The organism is Variovorax sp. CF313, from assembly GCF_000282635.1.
GTDB lineage: Bacteria > Pseudomonadota > Gammaproteobacteria > Burkholderiales > Burkholderiaceae_C > Variovorax.
Genome location: NZ_AKIW01000075.1, coordinates 17,721 through 39,861, shown reverse-complemented (window position 1 = coordinate 39,861; position 22,141 = coordinate 17,721). Strand labels below are relative to the sequence as shown.

Here is a 22,141-nt window from a genome sequence, read left to right as displayed (position 1 = left end):
TATTGAAGAAGCACTTCCGCGGGGTGCCGCAGAACAATTCCGGGCATGAACGCCCCACACAACGCGACCGCACTCAGGCGGCCCGGCTACCAGCTTTCCGACAACCTCTGGGCCCCTTCGGGCTCGGTCTTCCTCACCGGCACGCAGGCACTGATCCGCGTGCTGGTGATGCAGGGCCGGCGCGATGCGCAGCGCGGCCTGCACACACAGGGCTTCGTCAGCGGCTACCGCGGCTCGCCGCTGGGCATGGTCGACCTGGCGATCTGGAAGGCCGGCGAACGGTTCAAGGAAACGGGCATCCGCTTCGTGCCGGCCGTCAATGAGGAGCTGGCGGCCACGCAGGTGCTGGGCACGCAGCGCGTCGAGTCCGACCCCGAGCGCACCGTCGAAGGCGTGTTCGCCATGTGGTACGGCAAGGGGCCGGGCGTTGACCGCGCGGGCGACGCGCTCAAGCACGGCAACGCGTACGGCTCGTCGCCGCATGGCGGCGTGCTGGTGGTGGCGGGCGACGACCACGGCTGCGTGTCGTCGTCGATGCCGCACCAGAGCGACCACGCCTTCATGGCCTGGCGGATGCCGGTGATGCAGCCCTCGTGCATCGCCGAGTACCTGGAGTTCGGGCTGTACGGCTACGAGCTGTCGCGCTACTCGGGCGCCTGGGTCGGCATGGCGGCGTTGTCGGAGGTGGTCGAAAGCGCAGGCACCGTGGACCTGGACGTGGTCAACGCGCGCGTCGAGGCCTGGGAAGACGCCGACACCGTGCGCGCCGCCACCGGCCATCGCGCGCCAGCGGACGGCCTGCACTACCGCTGGCCCGACCTGCCTTCGCTGCGCATCGAGTCGCGGCTCGAAGACAAGCTCGCGGCCGTGGCCGCCTTCACGTGGCGCAACAGCATCGACCGCCACGTGATCGTGAGCGAGCGCGCGAAGGTGGGCATCGTCACATGCGGCAAGGCGCACCACGATCTGATGGAAGTGCTGCGCCGGCTCGAACTCTCGCCGGAGCAACTGGCCCGCGCCGGTGTGCGGCTCTACAAGATCGGCCTGAGCTTTCCCGTCGAGCAGACGCGCATCAAGGCCTTTGCGCAAGGGCTCGACGAAATCCTCATCGTCGAGGAGAAGGGCGCGGTCGTCGAGACGCAGCTGCGCGACATCTTCTACAACGCGCCTGCGGATGCCCGGCCCGTGCTCGTGGGCAAGCACGACCGCGAGGGCCAGCCGCTGGTGTCGGCGCTCGGCGAGCTGCGCCCCTCGCGGCTCATCGAACTGGTCGCGCACTGGCTGGCCGTGCACTTCCCCGACAACCACGACCTGGGCGACCACCTGCAGCACGTGCGCGACTTCACGCCGCCCGAGCTGCTTGGCAACGCGAGCGACGCCGTCAAACGTGTGCCGTACTTCTGCGCCGGCTGCCCGCACAACACCAGCACCAAGGTCCCCGAAGGCTCGACCGCGCGCGCCGGCATCGGCTGCCACTTCATGGCCAACTGGATGGACCGCAGTACGGCGGGGCTGATCCAGATGGGCGGGGAGGGCGTCGACTGGATCTCGCACGCGATGTTCACGAAGACGCCTCACGTGTTCCAGAACCTGGGCGACGGCACTTACTACCACTCGGGCTATCTCGCGATCCGGCAGGCCGTGGCGGCCAAGGCGACGCTCACCTACAAGATCCTGTTCAACGACGCGGTGGCGATGACCGGTGGCCAGCCTGTCGACGGCGCGATCAGCGTGGACGCCATTGCGCGGCAGGTCGAATCCGAAGGCGTGAGCAAGGTCGTCGTTGTCAGCGACGCCATCGGCAAGTACGACGACATCAAGGACCGCTTTCCGAAAGGCACCGAGTTCCACGACCGTGCCGCGCTCGACGACGTGCAGCGCCGGCTGCGCGAAATGGCCGGCGTGACCGTGCTCATCTACGAACAGACCTGCGCGGCCGAGAAGCGCCGCCGCCGCAAGAAGGGCGAGCTCGCCGATCCACCCAAGCGCCTGTTCATCAACGAAGCCGTTTGCGAAGGCTGCGGCGACTGCGCCGTGCAGAGCAACTGCGTGGCCGTGCTGCCGCACGAAACGCCGATGGGCCGCAAGCGCAAGATCGACCAGACCAGCTGCAACAAGGACTATTCCTGCGCCAAGGGCTTCTGCCCCAGCTTCGTGGGCGTGACGGGCGGCAAGCTGCGCCGCAAGAGCGGCGCGCTGGCCGCCGGGCGCGACGCCTTCCTGCATCGCGTGGCCGCACTACCGCACCCTGATGCGCACGTGTGGACCGCGCCCTACGACCTGCTCGTGACCGGCGTGGGCGGCACCGGCGTGGTGACCGTCGGCTCGGTGATCGCGATGGCCGCGCACCTCGAAGGCAAGGCCGCGAGCGTGCTCGACTTCATGGGCTTCGCGCAGAAGGGCGGCTCGGTGCTGAGCTTCGTGCGGCTGGCCGATTCGCGCGAGCGGCTGCACCAGGTGCGCATCGACACGCAGCAGGCCGACGCGATCCTCGCCTGCGACGCGGTGGTGGGTGCGTCGGCCGATGCGCTGCAGACTGTGCGGCACGGACGCACGCGCGTGCTTGCGAACATCCACGAGATTCCGGTGGCCGAGTCGCTGCGCAACCCCGATGCCGATCTGCACGTGGACCTGCTGCTGGAGAAGATGCGCTTCGTCGCCGGAGAGGAGCAGGTCGAGACCTTCGACGCGCAAAGCCTCGCGGAAGAATTCCTCGGCGATACGCTGGCGGCGAACATCGTGGCGGCGGGCTATGCATGGCAGCGCGGCCTGGTGCCGCTGAGCCTGGAGGCGCTGATGCATGCGATCGAGCTGAACGGCGTGGCCGTGGCGGCCAATCAGTCGGCGTTCTCGCTGGGGCGGCTTGCGGCGGGCGACCCTGCGGCGCTCGATCAGTCGCGCGCAGCGCCTACGGACGCACACGCTTCGCAGGCCGACGAGCGCCCGCTCGACGTGCTGATCGCCGATGCACGCCGCCACCTGACGGGCTACCAGAACGCCGCATGGGCAGACCGTTTCGAAGCGCGCATCCGCAGCCTGCGTGCACGCGAAGCTGCGCTGGCGGGGGGCGATGCGAGCCTGCCCTTCACGCGCAACGCGGCGCGCAGCCTGCTCAAGCTCATGAGCTACAAGGACGAGTACGAGGTGGCGCGGCTCTACGCCGACGGAGAGTTCGTGAAGAAGCTGTCGGAGCAGTTCGAAGGCGACCTGAAGCTCGAATTCCACATGGCGCCCCCGCTGGTCTCGCGTGCCGCGAACGGGCATGCGCCCGCCAAGATCCGCATCGGTGGCTGGATGCTGCCCGCCATGCGCTGGCTGGCGCATGGCAAGCGGTTGCGGGGCACGGCGTTCGATCCCTTCGGCCGCACCGGCGAACGGCGGACGGAGCGCGAGCTGATCGCGCATTTCGACGGGCTGTTCGATGCGATGGCCGGCGAACTCTCGGCCGGCAACCAGGCAACGGCCGCGCGCATCGCGGCACTGCCGCTGTCGATTCGCGGCTTCGGCCACGTCAAGCTCGCGAACCTCGAAGCCGCGAAAGTGCAGGAGGCGGAACTGCTGCACCGGTTTGCGCCGGCGCACTATGCGAAGCCGGAGCGTGCGCCGGGGGCAGGGCAGATTCGGGGGATTGCGATCGTGGCTAGCGCGCGATAGAAGCCGCATTGATGAGCTTGTCGAATGGGCTGACCTTCTTGCGGTATTCCCGTGACAGTGACGGGCGACGGTGCACGGGTGGCTCGCTTGAAGATTGAATGGGAAATTCCCGTGCGCTCTTTGAAGAAACGCGAGAAATTCCCCGGAGCCGAAAACTCAGGTCGAGTGCGAGGTCGGTCAGCTTCCCGCCATCGCTGTCCCTGCGCATCGCTTCTTCGACGCGCACGCCGCTCCAGAACACCTGCGGTGTCGTGTGTAACTGGTCGCGGAACAGCGCGAAAAAGTGCGCGCGCGACAGCCCGACCTTCGCGGCGATTTCGTCGATCGTCGTCAGCTTCATTGAAGTGCTGCAGGCAGACGAGAACCTGCTGCGCGATTCCGATGCAAGAGCCCAGGCGCAAACCGAATCGGTGCGCGCCGCGGTCACAGCCTTCAAGGCACTGGGGGGTGGCAGGCAACCAAGCGGACCCGACGCGACTGCAACCCGATAGGTACCGTCCGTATACGACCCTTTGTCAGACCATCAGGGCTTCGGGGCCGTCCCAAAACTGAAGTCGTCGAAAGCGGTGACGCTGTCAGCCTTGGTCCATACACCCACCGCGTCGGGACCTGCGATGTGGGTGTCCTCGACGTCAATGGCCGTTTTGCCATCGAGCAACACCAAGATGCGGGTCCCCTTGAACTCCACACGCAACGTATGCCACGCGCCTGCGGGCACTGGCACGTCGCCATACTTCAGCATTTTCCGCGCACCGCCTTCGGTCCAGTACAGCGAGACATTGTTCTCCAGCGCATTGGCCCGCGCCACGTTGTATCGAAGCGCAGAGTCTGCGCGAGAGGAGCTCCCGCTGCGAGGAGAGTCGCAGCGAGCAAGAAGCTTCGCTTCACGATCGCCTCACGCCTTCGTCGCGCCGCTGACCGCGAGTCGCTCTGCAACCTTCTCCCACTGGACGTTTTGGAAAAAGGCGTCGATGTACTTTGCGGCCGCAGCACCAAAGTCCATCTGGTAGGCGTGCTCGTACATGTCCATCGCCAGGATCGGCGTGGTGGCTGCTGGCCCGTGCGCGTGGTCTGCCATCCAGTAGTTCTCGAGCTGCCGCGTGTGCTGGTTGAAGCCCAGCACCACCCAGCCTGATCCACCACTCAGGCCTGCGGCGATGCGGCGGAACTCCGTCTCCCAGACATCGAAGCTGCCGAATGATTTTGCAATCACCTGACGCTCGCTCGCGCCGGCCTGGCCGCTGCCGCCGAGGTTGTCGAAGTACTGCTCATGCAGCACGACCGAGCCGGTGCGCAGCGGATGCTCGCGCTTGAGATCGTTGTAGACATAAGGCGGCAGTTCCTTGTCGGCCAGCGCTTCGCCCAGGCGCTTCTTCACCACGGCCAGTGCTTTCACCGAGCCGCCATAGTTGTTCTCCCAGTGCGAGCGGATCAGCCGCTCCGACATGCTGTTGAGCTTGGTGGGGTCGAACGGCAAGGGCTTGAGGGTGCCGCTGCTCTGGAAGGCTGGTGCGCTGGTCATGGGGGTCTCCTTCGAAGGATCGGTTGCAGCCGAGGCGGCGGTGGACAGCGCAAGAGATCCAGCGCCTGCTGCTGCAGTTGCGACGAAGTCTCTGCGCGTGGGGTTCGATTCGTGGTTCATCTGGTCCTCGCTTCGGAGCGCATGCTCAAGGGTGGTTGCTAGCCGTCGGTCACGTTTTCGCCTGGGCCTGGCGCGACTGGCACCAGGCATACAGAGCGTCGTACATCACGAGACCGTGCCGCAGCATCTCGTGATCGTTCGCAAAGTTCCGGGACAGTCCTTGCGAAATGGCGTAGAGCCCGGCCGACTCGGGCGTCAGGTCCAGGCGTGAGGTGTCGGCACCCCGCACGATGACGGCCAGGTGCTGCAATGCCGGGTCATCGAGCCGATGCTTCTTGAGGAACGCGTCGAAGCTGCAGAGCTCGCCCACATGGGTCATCTCGACGCCGGGAACGTCGTAGGGCACGGCACCGGTCTCGTCCGCGACCTTGCGCACCTGGTCGTTGGGCACGTAGAGGAACTCGGTCTCGTCGTCGATGAAGCGCGCGATCAGCCACGGGCAGGCGATGCGATCGATCTTCGGATGTTCACGGGTAACCCATTTCATGCGAGACCTCCTGCAGGCGTGGACGAATCAGTGGTGACCGAGCAAGGGATACAGAACGAGTCCGGCCAGCGCAGCGATCAGCACGATGACCGGCTCGGGAAACTTCTTGAAGCGCCACAGCACCGCCATCGTGACGAGAGCCAGCGCCGCGGAGACCCAGTCGGTGATCGAGCGTTGCCCGATGACGATCACGGCCCCCGTGATCGCGCCGATGGCCGCGGCCGTCACGCCATCGACAAACGCGACGATGGCGGGCCGCTTGCCGTACTTCTTGAAATACGGCGCCGGCAGGACCGTGAACAGATAGCAGGGAACGAAAGTCGCGATGGCCGCCACCACCGCACCCCAGAAGCCGCCGACCAGGTACCCGATGAAGCCCGTGGTGATGACCACCGGGCCGGGCGTGATCATCGCCACCGCGACCGCATCGACGAACTGGCGATCGGTCAGCCAGGCGTACTCCTTCACGACCCCGCCATAGAGGAACGGCACGATTGCCAGTCCGCTGCCGAAGACGAAGGTGCCGGCGTAGGCGAAGTACGCGCCGATCTGCCCCAGCTTGTGCCAGTCGATCGTGTCGAGTGCGAACCAGGCCGCGATGGGCGCTGCGAAGCTGTTGAGGTTGCGGCCGAACTTCGGCGGCGCGCGCCACAGCCACACCAGCACGCCAGCGCCGAGAAACACCCAGACGACCTCGGACTTCGTGATCACCGTGACTGCCGCGCTGAGCAGGAAGATCGCCCACAGCAGCTTGTCCTTGCCGATGTTCTTGGTCGTGAGCTTGTAGGCGCTCATCGCAATGATGCCGATCACCGCTGCGCCAACACCGTAGAAAACCGCCTGCATCCAGCCGATACCGCCGTAGGCGACATATGCGGCACCCAGGGCAACGACCATGAAGAACGAAGGCAGCACGAAGGCCAGGCCGGCAACCGTTGCGCCAATCACTCGGTGATGGACGTAGCCCAGGTAGATGGCAAGCTGCGCCGCCAGCGGGCCCGGCATCAGCTGAGCCAGTGCCAGTCCTTCCTTGTAGTCGCTCTCCGAAATCCACCCGCGCCGCTCGACCAGGTCCCGGTACATGTAGCCCGCGAGCGCCACCGGACCGCCGAATCCCCAGGTGCCCAGGGCGAGCATGTAGCGCACGAGCTGCCAGAGGGTGTAGCGCGTCGAGGCGGGGGCGCTGGCCATGTCTTTCGAGGTGATGTCGTTCATGTCGATGTCCTCTTCACGCCTTCGCGCCCGAAGTGCGCATACAGCGAATCCAGCACGCTACCGATCTCGGTGAGCAAGGCATCGTCATGCGGCAGACGCTCGCGTGCGCCGGCGAGAATTGCTTCGAAGCCGGCACCTTCTGCTACGGGGTTGGCGCCCATGTCCAGCGAACGCACCATCGCTCCCATGCGCATGAGGGCCGCGTCTTCTTCAAGCCCAAAGCTCGCCATCAGGGTTTCGAAGGTGACTCGTTCCCCGACGTGGGTGAAGGCGGCCCCGTCGAAGTCGAAGCCCAGCGCCTTGCGCGGGCAGTCGCTCGTCTTGGCGAGCCAGACGAACTGCGCGCCCGGATCGATGAAGCGGCGAATCAACCAGGCGCTGGCCACCCGATCGACCCACAGGCGCCGACGCGTCGCCCACACACGGCCCTGGTAGTCCGCGATGTCCAGGCGCGGGATCTGTCCTTCTGATTCGTGCGGCTCGTCGGGCGAGAGCACGCGATCGACCCGCTGGTTGAAATCTGTCCAGGCCGCTTCGGCTTCGAGGCTCGCTTCACCAGGGAAGAAGTCGGTTGCAAGGAGCGCTTCGTAGTCGCGGCGCAGCTTCTTCTGCAGGCGCGTGAGTTCTGCGACGCCCAGCGACGACAGGGTTGCCGCGGTCTCTTTCCAGAGCTTGGTCAATGTCGCGTAGTCCGCGCTGCGGTCGAAGAGCTGCGGGTAGGCACCAGCATCGGCCGGATTCGCCGGTGCGATCGCCATGAGCCAGGCGCTGCCGCCTTCGCGCGTGCATTCATCGGCCAGTTCCTGCAGGGCGTCCCGGTGCATCGAGGTGCCCGGCAGCAGATAAGCGCCGTCGCGCAAGGCTGCGCACCCCATGGCTTTGAGGGCTCGCCAGATGCGCATGCGCGCCGTGGCGCCCTGGGTGGGCAACGAAACGATCAGCAATAACCATTCGCGGGTGTCGGCGGTAGCATCAGACGGAGTCATGTAGCGAATAATACATTCATGTCTTTATCTCTACAAAGAAAGTATGAGGAAGCCCGGTCCGTGATCGTCCGTCTGCGACCGCATGACATGCACGCAGGCGACTGACATGGCGCACTACCTCTGGAAACTGCGTCCCTACTACCGGCAGACCGCCGGGCAGCTTGTCCTCGGCTCCCTGGCAGGCATCGTCATGAACACGGCCGTGGTCCTGCCGGCTGTGTGCCTCGGGCGCGCGATCGACGCCGCGACGCACTTCGCGCAGGGCCAGGTGACGCGCGCGACACTGCTGCAGGCCGTCGCGCTGTTCGCCGCCGCAACCCTGGCCACAGAACTGCCGCGGCTGGGCAAACGTTGGTGGTTGATGACGGCCAACGCGCGCATCCGCGCCAATCTGCGCGCGGATGCCCTGCGCGGGGTGCTCGCCTGGCCGATGGCAAAGCTGACCGCCACGCCCGTGGGCGACACCATGGCGCGCGTCATCGGTGACGTCGAGGTGCTGGGCGTCGGCATCCGCGAGGTGATCGTCGAGACCTGGGACACGCTCCTGTTCTTGATGTCGTTCTTCGTCGCCATGCTGGTGCTGGACGGGTCGTTGACCCTGCGCGCGCTGATTCCCGTGCCCTTCGCGATGGTGCTGGCCTGGGCCGCCGGACGCTTTATCCACCGACGCACGACGGCGGCTCGACAAGCCAACGGCGCGTTGACCGCGGGACTGCAAGAGCAACTGTCCGGCATCCGCGTCGCAAGGCTACTGGGGATGAAGCGGGCTGCACAGGCGCGCATCGAGCGGCTCGCAGATGCACAGGCGCACACGAATCTCGCGGCGGCGCGGCCCCGCGCCGGCCTGCCCGCGGTCTACACCACGCTGATGGCGGCCGGCATCGTGCTGGTGCTGTGGCAAGGCGGCGAAAAGGTCATCGCAGGCGCGTGGACGCTGGGGGCGTTCGTGACTTATCTGGACCTTTTCCTGCGCTTCACCGGGCGCGGATTTCGGGTGCCGCAGCTGTTGAACTCGGTGCAAGCAGGCGGCGCAGCCTACGCGCGGCTCGCCCCCCTGCTCGCTGCGGCCCTGCCTGCTCGCGGCGAGCATCGGTTCGCGTCGTTTCGCGCCGGCTACCTGGCCGGAACGACGCCGCGCTCGACCCTCACCCAACCGGCGTCACGGGTCGAACGAGGGCTTGCCGTATCCCTGCGCAACGTGAGCTTCTCTCACGGCAACGCCGACGCCGCCGTCACTGCGCTGAACCAGGTCTCACTTGAGATTTCGGCAGGCGCGTTCGTGGCGGTGACCGGGCCGGTCGGCTCGGGCAAGAGTGCGCTGGCGAAGGTTCTGCTGGGCCTGTACCCGCTCGCCGGCGGTGCCGTCTGCCTTGACGGCGACACGCCTGCACGACATCGCGGTGACATCGGTTACCTGCCGCAGGAGCCCTTCCTGTTCTCGGGTACGGTGCGCGAGAACATCACCATGGGACGTGAGCAGTCCGACCTCGCCACGATGAGCGCCCTGGAAATCGCCGCGCTTGCCAAGGACGTGGCGGGCTTCGAGCACGGCGTCGATGCCGAGATCGGCGAGCGCGGCATCCGCATTTCCGGCGGGCAGCGCCAGCGCGTCGCGCTGGCGCGCGCGGCGGCGGCGGACCCTCGGCTGCTGGTGCTGGACGATCCGTTCTCGGCGGTCGACGTCGCGACGGAAGCGCAGATCATTGCCGGCCTGCGCTCGGCGTTCGGTCGCGGGGCGCCGGCCGCGCGACAGGCCACCATCGTCCTGTGTTCGCACCGGCTGGCGGCCTTCCCGCAGGCGGATCTCGTCGTCGTGCTGGATGGAGGACGCATCGTCGAACGAGGCTCGCACGAACAGCTGATGATGGCAGGCGGGCTGTATGCGCGGATCTACGCGGCGCAGGCCGCGATGACGCAGCCGGAGGAGGCATGACGGCAACACAGTCACCGCAGGCACCAGCAGCACGCCAAGGACTCACGACCGCCCAGGTGGGCTCGCTGCTGGCGCCGCAAAGACGCCTGCTCGTGGCCATCGCAGCCAGCGTGCTCGCCGGTGCGGCGCTGGAGGTGCTGCCGCCGCTCCTGGTGCGGCAGGCCGTGGACGCCCACTTGGCCGTGGGCCGTGGCGACGGCCTGGTGCTGCTGGGCGTGCTCTACCTGCTGGTCGTGGCCGCGCAGCAGGCGTTGGGCTTCGCGTCCGCATACGGCACCGCGATCGCGGCCCAGCGGGCATTGCGCGACCTGCGTGCGCGCCTGTTTGGCCATCTGCAACGGCTGCCTGCGCGCTACTTCGACACGACCCCGTTGGGCGACACCGTCAGTCGCTGCACCGCCGACATCGACACCATCGACCGCCTGTTCTCATCGGGCATCGCGAGCCTTGTCGCCGACCTCGTGCGACTGGTCACGATCACGGTGACCATGCTCGTGCTCAGTCCCGCGCTGACACTGCTCTGCGCACTGGCCGTACCGCCCCTGCTGTGGTTCACGCGCTGGTTCCAGCTGCGGGTTTTGGCCGCTGAACGGGCCAGCCGGGCGGCCGTGGGAAGCGTCAACACGGCACTCGTGGAGACCCTCGGTGGCGCGGAGGTCATTCGTGCTTTCGGACGAACAGGATTCTTCGAGCACCGCTTTCGTGGCGCCCTGCAGGCCACGCAATACGCCTATCTTGCGGCCACACGCTATTCGGCGATCTACACGCCGCTGATGGCCATCCTGGCGTCGCTGATCGTCTGCGGCCTGCTGTGGGCAGGCGCCGAGGGCGCGCTGGCGGGCTGGGGTGTCTCCATCGGTACGCTCACGGCCTTCGTGCTGCTGTTCCGCCGCTTCTTCGCGCCGATAACGACGCTGGGCGAGGAATGGCAGACCGTGCAGAGCGCGCTGTCCGGGGCTGAGCGCGTGTTCCAGGTCTTGGCGCTGCCGGTCGAGGAAACACCGGCCGTCCATTCCGTGCAACGAGCAAGGAGCGAACCGGAACCGTTGATCCAATTGAAGGATGTGATCTTTGGCTACGTCGCGGATCGCCCCGTACTGAAAGGCGTCTCCTTGAGCGTTCGCGCAGGCGAGCACGTCGCGCTGGTCGGGCGCACCGGCGCCGGCAAGAGCAGCCTGATGCACCTCGCCGGCGGCTTGTATGCGCCCTGGTCCGGTGAAATTCGAGTGGCGGGCGCGGATCCTCGCGCCATGACGGACGAGGAACGCCGTCAGAGCCTGGGCGTCGTGCCGCAGACGCTGCAGCTGTTCAGCGGCAGCGTGCTCGACAACCTCAGGATGGGCGACGTCCTCGTGACCCGGACTGCTTGCGAAGCTGCAGCCAAGGCAACGGGCGCGCATGGGTTCATCCAGGCACTGTCGCAGGGCTACGACACGTCCCTGGACGCGGGTGAGGCCGGCGCCGCGTTGTCCGCGGGCCAACGGCAATTGCTCGCGCTAACGCGCGCGCTGGTGCGCCAGCCTCGCGTGCTGCTGCTCGACGAAGCGACAGCCGCGATCGACCACGCCAGCGACGCCGCGTTCCGCGCCGCGCTGCGCCGCGACGCGCACGACTCGTCCCGTGCCGTTCTGATCGTGGCGCATCGGCTGTCAACGGCGCGGGAGGCCGATCGCGTCATCGTGATCGAGGACGGCCGCATCCTCGAACAAGGGGCGCCGGACGAGCTGATCCGGTGCCAGGGGCGCTTCGCCGCGCTGCTGGCCATGGAGATGGCAGGCTGGGATTGGCATCAACGTTGACGTTGGAGGACAGACATGGGCAAGGACTTCTACATACAACCCGACGCGACCGACCCGGTGCTTGAGCCCGACGCGGTGCTCGCGATCGTGCGCCTGCATGCAGCGGGCGCGAAGGCCGTCAGGGCCGTCGACGAGAGCGGTGGCGAGGCGCGCACCTATGCGGTCGACGACGACCTGATCCTGAAGGTTCAGCGACCACAACAGCTGCGCCCACGAACGAGCCTGGGCAAGGAGCGTTTCCTGTTGGAGCAGTTGGCAGGCCTGGAGGGCGTACGCGTTCCACGGGTCCTCGGTGGGGGCGTCGCCGAACCCGGGATCGAGTACACCCTGATGACGCGCATGCCCGGCGTGCCGATGCACTCGGCAAGGCTCGACGGTGACCTCCGCCGGCATGCGCTGGTTGACCTGGGGCGCATGCTGGGGCGCATTCACGCAATCCCTCAGCGTCCTCTGTTCGAGGCGCGCCTGATTCCTGGCGACCACACGGCGGCCGACGTTCGCACACGGTTCGGTCGCCTCTTCGACGACGCCGTCGCAGCTGTGGCGCGAGCGGCCCAGCCTTGGCCGTTCGCACTCGACCCGTTGCAGTTGGCGCGTTTCGCGGTGTGCGCATTGCCCGATGCAGACGCCTGGGTGGCCTTGCACAGCAATCCCGGCCCCGAGCACGTCTTCGTCGATCCGCAGACCGGGCAGTTGACTGGCATCATCGACTTCGGCGACGCGTATTTCAGCCACCCGGCGCTCGATCTGCGCCGATGGCCTCGGCCCATCGATCGGGCTGCAGTTCACACCGGGTACTGCAGCGAGGCGAAGATGAGCGACAGCTTCAATCAGACATGGCGCGTGGCCTGCGTGCTCACCGACATGCTCGCCATCGCGCAAGAGCCGGAATGCCGCGCTTCAGGGCTCGTCGAGTTGGAGGAACTTGTCGAGCAGTTGCGCTGACGCCTTCGTAGCTGAACTCGATGCGGCAAACCAAAAGGCCCGCCATCGTTTTGATGGCGGGCCGTTTTTGCATTCGACCGACAAGGAGTCAGGTCGCTGAAATACTGATCCAAGCCGGCTACAACTCGCACTCGCTGGAGCGCGTTGGCGAGTTACTCGCGAAGTGGCCAGCTTGAATTCCGCATAACGAAAAAGCCCGCTACCTTTTGGATAGCGGGCTTTTCAATTGGTGCCGGAGAGATGAATCGAACACCCGACCTTCTCATTACGAATGAGCTGCTCTACCGACTGAGCTACACCGGCGAAGCCTCAGATTATAGCCAAGAAATCAAGCCTTCTCGGCGTGGTACTGGGTCAAGCGCTCAACTTCGTTTCGCGAACCCAACATCACGCTCACCCGCTCGTGCAGTTTGGTGGGCTGCAGATCCAGGATGCGCTGCTTGCCGTTGGTGGCCGCGCCGCCGGCCTGTTCGACCAGCCAGCTCATCGGGTTGGCCTCGTACATCAGGCGCAGCTTGCCGGCCTTTTCGGGCTCGCGCTTGTCCCACGGGTACATGAAGACGCCGCCGCGCATCAGGATGCGGTGCACGTCGGCCACCATGCTGGCAATCCAGCGCATGTTGAAGTCCTTGCCGCGCGGGCCTTCCTTGCCGGCCAGGCACTCTTCGATGTAGCGCTTCATGGGCTCGTCCCAGTGGCGCATGTTGCTCATGTTGATCGCGAATTCCTTGGTGTCGGCCGGAATCTGGATGTCTTCCTGCGTGAGCACGAAGCTGCCCTGCTCGCGGTCGAGTGTGAACATGGCCACGCCGTTGCCCACGGTCAGCACCAGGGTGGTCTGCGGGCCGTAGATGCAGTAGCCGGCGGCCACCTGTTGCGTGCCGGCCTGCAGAAAGTCGCTTTCCTGCACGCCGGGGTGGTCGTCGGGCTTCTTCAGCACGCTGAAGATGGTGCCGATGCTGACGTTCACGTCGATGTTGCTGCTGCCGTCGAGCGGGTCGAACATGAGCAGGTATTCGCCCTGCGGGTAGCGGTTGGGCACCACGTAGATGCTGTCCATTTCCTCGCTGGCCATGGCCGCGAGGTGACCGCCCCATTCGTTGGCCTCGATGAGCACTTCGTTGGCGATGATGTCCAGCTTCTTCTGGATCTCGCCCTGCACGTTCTCGCTCTCGGCGGTGCCGAGCACGCCGCCCAGCGCGCCCTTGTTGACGGCTTGGCTGATGCTCTTGCAGGCGCGCGCGACCACTTCGAGCAGCAGGCGCAGCTGGCCGGGGATGAGGCCGTCGGCACGCTGTTGTTCGACGAGGTAGCGGGTGAGGGAAATCTTTTGTTGAGCCATGTGTCTTGTGGGGTTCGGTTGCTTCAGTTTCCCGCCAGGGCGCGGGTCACGACTTCGTGCGTGTCCTTGCTCAGGTCGGGCTTGGCGGCCACGCGGGCGATGGCTTCGCGCGCGGCGCTGCGGTACGGCTCGGCCAGCTTGCTCCAGCGGTCGAGTGCGCGGGCGAGGCGGGCAGCCACTTGCGGGTTGATGGCGTCGAGCTCGATCACGCGCTCGCTCCAGAACACATAGCCGGCCGCGTCGGGGCGGTGGAATGCGCCGGGGTTGGCGCTGCAGTAGCTGAAGATCACGCTGCGCGCCCGGTTCGGGTTCTTCAGCGAGAAGTCGGGGTGCTTCATCAGCTGCTTCACCAGCGGCAGGATGTCGCCGCCGCGGTCGCTGGCGCCGGCCTGCAGCGAGAACCACTTGTCGATGACCAGCGCCTCGTCCTTGAAGATGGCGTGGAAGCGCGCCAGTGCCTGCGCCGCCAGGGTGTGGCCCGACGATACCAGCGCGTTGAGCGCGTTGAAGCGGTCGGTCATGTTGCCTGCGTCCTTGAAGCGCTGCAGCGTCTTGCCCGGCCACACGGCGTCGCCCGAGGCGCGCGCCGCCAGGCACAGGAAGTTGAGCGCCATGCCGGCCAGCGCGCGTCGGCCCGACGAGGTCGGGTCGGGGCTGTAGGCGCCGGTGTCGTGGTGCTCTTCATAGGCCCACTGCCAGTCGGCAAAGAGGGCGGTGGCCAGCTGGGCGCGCATGGCTTCGCGCACGAGGTGCACGCGCTGCGGGTCGACCACGTCGAGCTGTTCGGCAATGTAGGTTTCCGACGGCAGCGTGAGCACCAGTTCCTTGAAGGCGGCGTCGAGCTGCGGGTTGCGCAGCACGCTGCGCATGGCGTCGATGTAGGCGTCGTTCAGCACCGGCGTGGCGTCGGTGGCCAGGGCGGCAATGCCCTGCAGCGCGGCGCGCAGGCCCAGCCGCTGGCCGGCTTCCCAGCGGTTGAACGGGTCGGGGTCGTTGGCCAGCAGGGTGAGCAGTTGGGCGTCGGTGTACTCGAAGTCGAGGATCACCGGCGCGCTGAAACCGCGCAGGATGGAAGGCACCGGCTCGGCGTCCAGGCCGGTGAAGGTGATCTGCTCGCCGGCGCGCGACAGCACCACGGTGCGCGTGCCGTGTGTGGCTTCGCTCTCGCCTTCGAGCTGCAGGGGCAGTTCGCGGCCGCTGCTGGCGTCGAGGAGGCCGACGTTCAGCGGAATGACGAAGGGCTCCTTGGTCGGCTGGCCCGGCGTGGGCGGGCAGCTCTGCACCACGCTCAGGGTGTAGCTGCGGCTCTGCGCGTCGTACACGCCGTGGGCCGCGAGGCGCGGCGTGCCGGCCTGGCTGTACCAGCGTTTGAACTGGGGCAGCAGGCGGGCCAGTTCCGAATCGGGGTTGGCGTCGGCAATGGCCTGCGCGAAGTCGTCGCAGGTCACTGCCTGGCCGTCGTGGCGCTCGAAGTAGAGGGTGATGCCGCGCTCGAAGCCCTTGCGGCCGACCAGCGTCTGCATCATGCGCACCACCTCGGCACCCTTCTCGTAGATGGTGACGGTGTAGAAGTTGCTGATCTCGATGTAGCTGTCGGGCCGCACCGGGTGGGCCATCGGGCCCGCGTCTTCCGGGAACTGGGCGGTGCGCAGCACGCGCACATCTTCGATGCGCTTGACGGCGCGGGCCGAGGCGTCGGCGCACAGGTCCTGGCTGAATTCCTGGTCGCGGAAGACGGTGAGGCCTTCTTTCAGCGAGAGCTGGAACCAGTCGCGGCAGGTGACGCGGTCGCCGGTCCAGTTGTGGAAGTACTCGTGGCCGACCACGCTCTCGATGTTGCTGTAGTCGGCGTCGGTGGCGGTGGCCTGGTTGGCCAGAACGTACTTCGTGTTGAAGATGTTCAGGCCCTTGTTCTCCATGGCGCCCATGTTGAAGTCGCTGGTGGCCACGATCATGAAGCGGTCGAGGTCCAGCGGCAGGCCGAAGCGGGCTTCGTCCCACAGCACCGAGTTGATGAGCGAGTTCATCGCGTGCTCGGTCTTGTCGAGGTCGCCGGCGCGCACGTACACCTGCAGCAGGTGTTCCTTGCCGCTGCGCGCCTTGATGCGCTGCTCGCGTGCCACCAGCTTGCCGGCCACCAGGGCGAACAGGTAGCTGGGCTTCTTGAACGGGTCGACCCACTTCGCGAAGTGGCGGCCTTCGGGCAGGTCGCCCTGCTCGACGAGGTTGCCGTTCGACAGCAGCACCGGGTAGGCGGCCTTGGCGGCGCGCAGCGTCACGGTGTACATCGCCATCACGTCCGGACGGTCGAGGAAGTAGGTGATGCGGCGGAAGCCCTCGGCCTCGCACTGCGTGAAGAAGGTGTCTTCGCTCACGAACAGGCCCATCAGCTTGGTGTTCTTGATGGGGCAGCAGGTGGTGAAGATTTCGAGCTCGAACGCGTCGGGCAGGCCGTCGATGACGAGCTGGTCGCCTTCCATGCGGAACGACGCACCCTGGCCGTTGACGAGCACGCGCGCCAGGTTCAGTTCGTCGCCTTGCAGGCGCAGCGGCTCCAGCGGCACTTCGGGGTTGCGGCGCATCTGCATGCGGTTGAGCACGCGGGTCTTGGCGGGGTCGAGGTCGAAGGTGAGGTCGACGGTGTCGATCCAGTAGGCCGGAGCGGCATAGTCTTCACGGCGAATGGCAATCGGTTGCCCTTGAGCGTCACGCAACATCATCGAGTGTCTCCAGAAAATTCGAATGGGCGAGTTCGTCGTAGTCGCGAACCGCGGCAATCACATGGGGGCCGGCAAGCTCGGCGGCGGTATGGGTGCTGCATACGGCCACGGCACGCATGCCGCCGCGGCGGGCGGCTTCGATGCCGAAGGGCGCGTCTTCAAAAACGATGCAGCGTTCGGGCGCAACGCCGATGCGGCGTGCAGCTTCGAGAAAGATGGCGGGCGTGGGCTTGCCGCTGAAGCCTTCATCGCCGCCCACTATGGCCAGCGGCAGCGGGTCCATCTTCAGGCGCGACATGGCGAACTCGATGTTGTGCCTGTCGCCGGCCGTGCCGACCGCCACCTTCAGCCCGCGCGCGACAGCCGCCTTGGCAAAGGCGGAGAAGCCCGCCACTTCGGTGAAGTTGTCGCTGAACATGGCGCGGTAGATTTCTTCCTTCTCGTGCACCAGCACCTGGCACTCGGCGTCGGAGAGGTCGCGCTCGAACAGCTCGCGCATGCACTCGGTGCCGGTGCGGCCCGTGGTGCGCGCGAGGATGTCGCTCACGTCGAGCTTCAGCCCGTGGCGTGCCACGAACTCCACCCACGATCGCGCATGCCAGGGCATGGAGTCGATCATGGTGCCGTCCATGTCGAAGATCAGCGCTTCGACCTTCATCAGACGCCTTGCTTCAGCGAAGCTTCGATGAACACGTCGAGATCACCGTCCAGCACCTTCTGTGTGGCCGAGACTTCGACGTTGGTACGCAGGTCCTTGATGCGGCTGTTGTCCAGCACGTAGCTGCGGATCTGGTGGCCCCAGCCCACGTCGGTCTTGCTGTCCTCGAGCTTCTGCTGCTCTTCCTGGCGCTTGCGCATCTCGTGGTCGTACAGGCGCGAGCGCAGGCGCTTCCACGCCACGTCGCGGTTGCTGTGCTGGCTGCGGCCGTCCTGGCACTGCACCACGATGCCGGTCGGGATGTGCGTCAGGCGCACGGCCGAGTCGGTCTTGTTGATGTGCTGGCCGCCGGCGCCGCTGGCGCGGAAGGTGTCGGTGCGCACGTCGGAAGGGTTGATCTCGATCTCGATGGAGTCGTCGATTTCCGGGTACACGAAGATGCTGGCAAAGCTCGTGTGGCGCCCGCCCGACGAGTCGAACGGCGACTTGCGCACCAGGCGGTGCACGCCGGTCTCGGTGCGCAGCAGGCCGAAGGCGTAGTCGCCCTCGACCTTGATGGTCGCGCCCTTGATGCCGGCGGTGTCGCCGGGCGTTTCGTCTTCGATCTGCGTCTTGAAGCCCTTGCGCTCGGCGTACTTCAGGTACTGGCGCAGCAGCATGCTGGCCCAGTCGCAGGCCTCGGTGCCGCCGGCGCCGGCCTGGATGTCGACGAAGGCGTTGAGCGGATCGGCCGGGTTGTTGAACATCCGGCGGAATTCGAGCTGCTTGATGTCGGCTTCGAGCGTGGCGGCGTCATCGGCAATGGCCTGCAGGCCGTCCATGTCGCCGTCTTCCTTCGACATCTCGAAAAGCTCGGTGTTGTCCGAGAGCCCGTTGGTGAGCCGGTCGAGCGTGATGACCACGTCGTCGAGCGACTTCTTTTCCTTGCCCAGTTCCTGGGCCTTCTTCGGGTCGTTCCAGACGTTCGGGTCTTCGAGCGATGCGTTGACTGTCCTCAGTCGTTCAGCTTTGGCATCGTAGTCAAAGATACCTCCGTAAATCGACCGTACGAACGCTCAGGTCCGCGAGCATTGCGCCGATTTGGTTGATCTGTTCTGCGTCCATGGGGTGTCCTGACTGTGAGGGTTGGTGTTCGGGGGGAACCCGACATTTTCTCACGCTCCGAAAACCTGCCTTGCGGAGGCCCTGTATTGCTCCTTCCTTCTCTGGGGGAAGGCTGGGATGGGGGCGGGCAGGGCGCTCCATGGATGCGCCGCCGTGCCCCCACCCCAGCCCTCCCCCAGCGGGGGAGGGGGAAATACCCCGAAAAATCAGAACGCGGGGATCAGCGAACCCTTGAACTGCGTCTCGATGAAGTTCTTCACCTCCGGCGACTGGTAAGCCGCCACGAGGCGCCTGGCCCAGGGCTTGTCCTTGTCGGCGCGGCGCACCGCGATCAGGTTGGCGTACGGGCTCTTGGCGGCTTCCTTGATGACGGCGTCCTTGTTCAGCGACAGACCCGCCTTCTCGGCGTAGTCGTTGTTGATGGCGGCGATGGTCAGGTCGTCGAGCGAGCGCGGCAGCTGGGCTGCGTCGAGCGCCACCAGCTTCAGCTTTTTCGGGTTGGTCACCACGTCGAGCGGCGTGGCGGTGTTGTTCTTCACCGCCTCGGGCTTCAGCGTGATGAGGCCGGCCTGCTGCAACAGCAACAGCGCGCGATTGCCGTTCGACGGATCGTTCTGGATGCCGACTGTCGCGCCGTTGGGCAGCTGGTCGACGGCCTTGATCTTGTGCGAGTAGAAGCCCAGCGGTGCGGTGATGGTCAGGCCCACGGGCACGATGTCGAAGCCGCGCGCCTTGTTCTGGTTGTCCAGGAAGGGCTGGTGCTGGAAGGCGTTGGCGTCGAGGTCGCCCGAGGCCAGCGCTGCGTTGGGCAGCTGGTAGTCGTTGAAAACCACGACCTGGATGTTCAGGCCGTCCTTGGCGGCGACCTTCTTGACCACCTCGAAGATCTGCTCGCCGTTGCCGACGGAGACGCCGACCTTGAGCGTGTTCTTGTCCTGCGCGAAGGCGGTGTTGCCGGCAAGGAGGGCGGCGGCAAGCGTGGCCAGGACGAGGGAGCGGCGGCGAAAAGTGCTGTGCATGTTGTTGTGCGAAATCAAAAAAAGAAGGCGCGAATGTGGCATTGCGGACGCCGTTTGGAAACGAACCAATGCGCATATCCATATGGCGCCTATCGGGTCACACCTTTGTGCCCTTATGTGTTCAGAGGCATAAGCAAGCGCCGATTTGTTCGTTCCCTTTCGTTGCCTTTCTTTTCATACTCGACACTTTTTCGCGAACCTACGCGACCAGCGCGCCGCGCGGGCCGCGCCTTTTTTCCATGACCCAACCTACGCCTGACGCGGGCCGCGACATTCACGCGGCGCCAGTCATCCGTCTTCAATCGGTGCAGAAGTCCTTCGCCTTGCCCAACGGCGAGGTGTTCGACGCCGTGCACTCGCTCTCGCTCGACATCCACCAGGGCGACGTGTTCGGCCTGATCGGCAAGAGCGGTGCCGGAAAATCGACACTGCTGCGTCTCATCAACCTGCTGGAGCGGCCCGATGCGGGCAAGGTGCTCGTCGGCGGGCGCGACCTCACCACGCTCTCGCGCCGCGAGCTGCGCGACACGCGCCAGAACATCGGCATGATCTTCCAGCAGTTCAACCTGCTGCAGAACGCCACGGTGTTCGACAACGTGGCCTTCCCGCTGAAGATTCACGGCCGCCACTCGAAGGCCGAGATCGATGCCCGTGTGCGCGAGTGCCTGGCGCTTGTGGGCCTGGCCGAGAAGATCGACACCTACCCGGCCCAGCTCTCGGGCGGGCAGAAGCAGCGCGTGGCGATTGCCCGCGCGCTGGCGCCGCGCCCGCAGGTGCTGCTGTGCGACGAGCCCACCTCTGCGCTCGACTCGGAAACCACGCGCTCGCTGCTGGAGACGCTGCGCGACATCAACCAGAAGATCGGCGTGACCATCGTGATCGTCACGCACGAGCTGTCGGTGGTCGAGGTGCTGTGCCGCAACGTGGCCATCCTCGAGAAGGGCCGGCTCGTGGAGCAGTTCGCGATCGATGCACCGAGCGAGGAGCGCAAGACCGCGCTGGGCCGCGAGATCGACGAATTGGTGCGTCGCCGCGAACGCGAGGCGCGCCTGCCGGTCGTGCCGCGTCCGGCTTCGGTGCAGCGCAACGCGCTGGAGGCGGCCTATGTTTGAGAACATCGCCCCCATCCTCCCGGAGCTGTGGGTCGCCACCGGCCAGACTTTCATGATGCTGGCCATCGGCCTCTCGGCCGCGGTGCTCATCGGCGGGCCGCTGGGCATCCTGCTGTTCCTGCTGGGCCCCGGCCAGTCGCTGGAGAACAAGCCCGCGTTCCTGGTGCTCAACTGGCTGGTGAACACGGTGCGTTCGTTCCCTTTCATCATCCTGCTGGTGGCCTTGGTGCCGTTCACGCGGGTGATTGCGGGCACGTCGATCGGGCCGCTTGCGGCTGCGGTGCCGCTGTCGTTCGCGGCCATTCCGTACCTGGCGCGGCTGGTCGACCAGTGCCTGCGCGAAGTGCCGCGCGGCGTGATCGAGGCGGCGCATGCCATGGGCGCGACCGAGCTGCAGATCGTATGGCGCGTGCTGCTGGTCGAGGCACGTTCGGGCCTGGTGCTGGCGCTGACGGTGCTGGCCGTGAGCTTCCTCTCGTACTCGGCGGTGGCCGGTGTGGTGGGCGGTGGCGGCATCGGCGACCTGGCCATCCGCTATGGCTACTACCGTTTCCAGACCGACGTGATGGTGCTCACCGTGGCGCTGCTCGTGGTGCTCGTACAGATCCTGCAATTCGTGGGCAACACCACGGCGAGCAGGCTGGACAAGCGTTGATTCTTTTTTTCTCAGCTTTCCCTATCCCATGAAAACCGCATTCCTGCGCCGTTCCGTTCTCGCCCTGTCCCTGGCTGCCGTCTCGCTCGGCGGGCTCTCGCTGCAGGCCCACGCGCAAGACCCCGCCAAGAAGAACCTCGTGATCGGCGGCACCGCCGGCTCCAACGCCGACCAGCTCAAGGCCGGCATCGTGCCCATCCTCGAGAAGAAGGGCTACAAGGTGAAGCTGGTCGAGTTCAACGACTACGTGCAGCCCAACCTCGCACTGGCCCAGGGCTCGCTCGACGCCAATTTCTTCCAGCATCAGGTCTACCTGAAGAAGTTCGCGGCCGACCAGAAGCTCGACCTGGCCGAACTGGTGCAGGGTCCGATCGCCCCGATGGGCGTGTATTCGACCAAGCGCAAGACGCTGGCCGACGTGAAGGAGGGCGACCGCGTGACGCTGCCGAACGACCCGAGCAACCTGGCCCGAGCGCTGGTGCTGCTGGAGCAGAACAAGCTGATCACGCTCAAGCCCGGCATCGACGTGTTGCGCTCGACGGAAAAGGACGTGGCCGAGAACCCGAAAAAGCTGAAGTTCATTCCGCTCGAAGCCGCGCAACTGCCGCGTTCGCTGGGCGACACTGAGTACGCCATCGTCAACGGCAATTTCGCGATCTCGTCGGGCCTGAAGCTCACCGAAGCCGTGGTGCTGGAGAAAACGCCGGACTACTATCTGAATGTGGTAGCCGTGAAGACCGCCGACAAGAACACGCAGTGGGCCAAGGACATCGCCGAGGCCTACCGGTCGAAGGAGTTCAAGGCGGTGGTCGACAGCAAGTTCCAGGGCTACGCCAAGCCCAGCTTCCTGCAGTAACTTCGCAGACAACA

18 protein-coding genes, 1 tRNA gene and 1 pseudogene are annotated in these 22,141 nt (G+C 66.0%); 8 read left to right on the top strand and 12 right to left on the bottom strand.

Annotation, left to right across the window (positions count from 1 at the left end):
* Positions 1 to 45 precede the first annotated feature (45 nt).
* Complete coding sequence (locus tag PMI12_RS18620; RefSeq protein WP_007835567.1) at positions 46 to 3,654, top strand: indolepyruvate ferredoxin oxidoreductase family protein; 3,609 nt, start codon at positions 46 to 48, stop codon at positions 3,652 to 3,654.
* On the opposite strand, the gene PMI12_RS18615 is transcribed toward PMI12_RS18620, so the two are convergent.
* A complete protein-coding gene (locus PMI12_RS18615) occupies positions 3,641 to 3,994 on the bottom strand; it encodes an AraC family transcriptional regulator (protein WP_007835566.1) in 354 nt (117 codons plus the stop codon). The genes PMI12_RS18620 and PMI12_RS18615 overlap by 14 nt on opposite strands.
* Here PMI12_RS18615 and PMI12_RS29445 point away from each other — a divergent pair.
* Positions 3,957 to 4,145 (top strand): annotated as a pseudogene (locus PMI12_RS29445) (TolC family protein); the annotation flags it as partial. The gene PMI12_RS18615 and the pseudogene PMI12_RS29445 sit on opposite strands and share 38 nt — an antisense overlap.
* 32 nt (positions 4,146 to 4,177) lie before the next feature.
* Here PMI12_RS29445 and PMI12_RS18610 read toward each other — a convergent pair.
* The 5 genes from PMI12_RS18610 to PMI12_RS18590 form a co-directional block, all read right to left on the bottom strand.
* Entirely contained in the window at positions 4,178 to 4,462 is a 285-nt protein-coding gene (locus tag PMI12_RS18610) for a hypothetical protein (protein WP_007835565.1), read from the bottom strand.
* 87 nt (positions 4,463 to 4,549) lie between these two features.
* Positions 4,550 to 5,176 (bottom strand): superoxide dismutase, encoded by a 627-nt coding sequence (locus tag PMI12_RS18605; protein WP_007835564.1) that lies wholly within the window; start codon positions 5,174 to 5,176, stop codon positions 4,550 to 4,552.
* Between the two features lie 169 nt (positions 5,177 to 5,345).
* Positions 5,346 to 5,783 carry a chromate resistance protein ChrB domain-containing protein gene (locus PMI12_RS18600; RefSeq protein WP_007835563.1) on the bottom strand — a complete coding sequence of 146 codons (438 nt, stop codon included), beginning with the start codon at positions 5,781 to 5,783 and terminating at the stop codon, positions 5,346 to 5,348.
* Positions 5,784 to 5,810: 27 nt separating this feature from the next.
* Positions 5,811 to 6,998, bottom strand: a complete 1,188-nt coding sequence (locus PMI12_RS18595) for a chromate transporter (RefSeq protein ID WP_007835562.1) — start codon at positions 6,996 to 6,998, stop codon at positions 5,811 to 5,813.
* Positions 6,995 to 7,984: a chromate resistance protein ChrB domain-containing protein gene (locus PMI12_RS18590; protein WP_007835561.1), complete on the bottom strand. Its 990-nt coding sequence runs from the start codon at positions 7,982 to 7,984 to the stop codon at positions 6,995 to 6,997. The genes PMI12_RS18595 and PMI12_RS18590 overlap by 4 nt, the downstream gene beginning before the upstream one ends.
* 106 nt (positions 7,985 to 8,090) lie before the next feature.
* Here PMI12_RS18590 and PMI12_RS18585 point away from each other — a divergent pair, with 106 nt between their 5' ends.
* The 3 genes from PMI12_RS18585 to PMI12_RS18575 are packed head-to-tail and all read left to right on the top strand — an operon-like array spanning position 8,091 to position 12,661.
* Positions 8,091 to 9,917, top strand: coding sequence for an ABC transporter ATP-binding protein (locus tag PMI12_RS18585; RefSeq protein WP_007835560.1), 1,827 nt, complete (start codon positions 8,091 to 8,093; stop codon positions 9,915 to 9,917).
* On the top strand, positions 9,914 to 11,716 hold the full coding sequence (locus PMI12_RS18580; RefSeq protein ID WP_007835559.1) for an ABC transporter ATP-binding protein: 1,803 nt from the start codon (positions 9,914 to 9,916) through the stop codon (positions 11,714 to 11,716). Before PMI12_RS18585 ends, PMI12_RS18580 begins: the two co-directional genes overlap by 4 nt.
* Before the next feature lie 15 nt (positions 11,717 to 11,731).
* Positions 11,732 to 12,661 carry a phosphotransferase family protein gene (locus tag PMI12_RS18575; protein WP_007835558.1) on the top strand — a complete coding sequence of 310 codons (930 nt, stop codon included), beginning with the start codon at positions 11,732 to 11,734 and terminating at the stop codon, positions 12,659 to 12,661.
* Between the two features lie 227 nt (positions 12,662 to 12,888).
* Here the strand turns inward: PMI12_RS18575 and PMI12_RS18570 are convergent.
* From PMI12_RS18570 to PMI12_RS18545, 6 genes are all read right to left on the bottom strand, one after another.
* Positions 12,889 to 12,964, bottom strand: a tRNA-Thr gene (locus tag PMI12_RS18570).
* Between the two features lie 25 nt (positions 12,965 to 12,989).
* Positions 12,990 to 14,003 carry a class 1 fructose-bisphosphatase gene (locus PMI12_RS18565; protein WP_007835557.1) on the bottom strand — a complete coding sequence of 338 codons (1,014 nt, stop codon included), beginning with the start codon at positions 14,001 to 14,003 and terminating at the stop codon, positions 12,990 to 12,992.
* A gap of 23 nt (positions 14,004 to 14,026) precedes the next feature.
* Positions 14,027 to 16,723, bottom strand: a complete 2,697-nt coding sequence (gene pepN / locus PMI12_RS18560; protein ID WP_007835556.1) for an aminopeptidase N — start codon at positions 16,721 to 16,723, stop codon at positions 14,027 to 14,029.
* Positions 16,710 to 17,381: an HAD family hydrolase gene (locus PMI12_RS18555; RefSeq protein ID WP_007835554.1), complete on the bottom strand. Its 672-nt coding sequence runs from the start codon at positions 17,379 to 17,381 to the stop codon at positions 16,710 to 16,712. Before PMI12_RS18555 ends, pepN begins: the two co-directional genes overlap by 14 nt.
* Positions 17,381 to 18,485, bottom strand: a protein-coding gene (prfB, locus tag PMI12_RS18550; RefSeq protein ID WP_157632219.1) for a peptide chain release factor 2 whose coding sequence is annotated in 2 segments (ribosomal slippage) — positions 17,381 to 18,403 and positions 18,405 to 18,485 — 1,104 coding nt in all. Because the reading frame shifts where the segments join, the coding sequence is not laid out codon by codon here. The genes PMI12_RS18555 and prfB overlap by 1 nt, the downstream gene beginning before the upstream one ends.
* 206 nt (positions 18,486 to 18,691) lie before the next feature.
* A complete protein-coding gene (locus tag PMI12_RS18545) occupies positions 18,692 to 19,504 on the bottom strand; it encodes a MetQ/NlpA family ABC transporter substrate-binding protein (RefSeq protein WP_042673712.1) in 813 nt (270 codons plus the stop codon).
* 239 nt (positions 19,505 to 19,743) lie between these two features.
* On the opposite strand from PMI12_RS18545, the gene PMI12_RS18540 reads away from it, so the two are divergent.
* The 3 genes from PMI12_RS18540 to PMI12_RS18530 are packed head-to-tail and all read left to right on the top strand — an operon-like array spanning position 19,744 to position 22,127.
* Positions 19,744 to 20,616: a methionine ABC transporter ATP-binding protein gene (locus PMI12_RS18540; RefSeq protein WP_007835548.1), complete on the top strand. Its 873-nt coding sequence runs from the start codon at positions 19,744 to 19,746 to the stop codon at positions 20,614 to 20,616.
* Complete coding sequence (locus PMI12_RS18535; protein WP_007835547.1) at positions 20,609 to 21,271, top strand: methionine ABC transporter permease; 663 nt, start codon at positions 20,609 to 20,611, stop codon at positions 21,269 to 21,271. Before PMI12_RS18540 ends, PMI12_RS18535 begins: the two co-directional genes overlap by 8 nt.
* 28 nt (positions 21,272 to 21,299) lie before the next feature.
* Entirely contained in the window at positions 21,300 to 22,127 is an 828-nt protein-coding gene (locus tag PMI12_RS18530) for a MetQ/NlpA family ABC transporter substrate-binding protein (RefSeq protein WP_007835546.1), read from the top strand.
* Positions 22,128 to 22,141: the final 14 nt, after the last annotated feature.